We start from the raw sequence: 1,048 nt of genomic DNA on the forward strand, positions 1-1,048 counted from the left end.
CGGCGATCGCCGCCACCAGGCGGCGGCGGTGCAGCGCCAGCCGCAACGCGCGGGCGGCCTGCTCCTGCACGCACCGCACCACCCGATCGCACACATACACGCCCGAGGCGAGGGTCATGCCCCAGCCCAGCCGCCGGACAGCCATCCAGCCTTTCGGCGGCAACGCGCGCCCGTCCAGCCCCACCCCGGACGCCAGCGCATCCAGATCAGCCGTATTCCACCGGGCCGCGACGATACCGGCGCTGAGCTCTCGCGCCAGGCCGGTCAGCCAGGCGACCCGCTGCGCCAGCAGCGGCTGAGAAACGACCTCGCCGGTCTTTTCCACCGTCGCTGCATGGGTGGCGCAGGTCGCGGTCGCGGTGAGTTTACTCACGTCTCCGCCCCCTGCCTCGGAGCGGTTGCGTGGCGGCCCCCGGGCGTGTGTGTCACGATCTGCATCCGCCCACCCCGCCTCTCGACTCTCGCCTCCACGATGTGTCACCGAAACGCTACCAAGAGTTCGGATCCATGGATAGAACACGTGAGCGATAAATATCCACGACCGTCCGCCCGCCCCAAGCCACTCCGCGGACAGATGCCTGCACACGCGCATAGGCCACACGGCCAGGAACGCTCGCCTACCATCTGGCCGGGCGGCCTGTCCAGGCCGCTCCTTCCACAGCCCGAGACCTGTCCATGGGTCATGTCCCGCGGACCTCCGTGATCCCGGTGCGGCCGGTGGCGGCGCCCTTCGTCTGCCCGCACCGCCAGGATGCCTCCCGCCCACCCGCACCGGATACGCGCACGTAGCCGACCCACACCTGCCCCGTACCGCAAAGGGGCCGCAACATCAGCGAACGAATCAAGACCCGCCTCCTCGAAGCGGCCCTCGAGTTGAGCCGTGCCGACCCACACCACACGAATCCGGCCCCGACCGCCCCACAGCCGCACCACGACCCGCACGCCCGGACGCTTGGCCGCCGCCCATCTCAACACACTCGACCGCGCTGAGAGATCACGGCAGGATCTCTGGCTTTCATAGCGAATATGGAGAACGGTTCATACCCTG

1 pseudogene is annotated in these 1,048 nt (G+C 69.2%); it reads right to left on the bottom strand.

The features are described 5' to 3' along the window. Window positions 1–373: pseudogene (locus ACIHFD_RS67940) on the bottom strand (transposase); the annotation flags it as partial. Between the last annotated feature and the right edge of the window lie 675 nt (window positions 374–1,048).

This window comes from Nonomuraea sp. NPDC051941 (genome assembly GCF_044593615.1).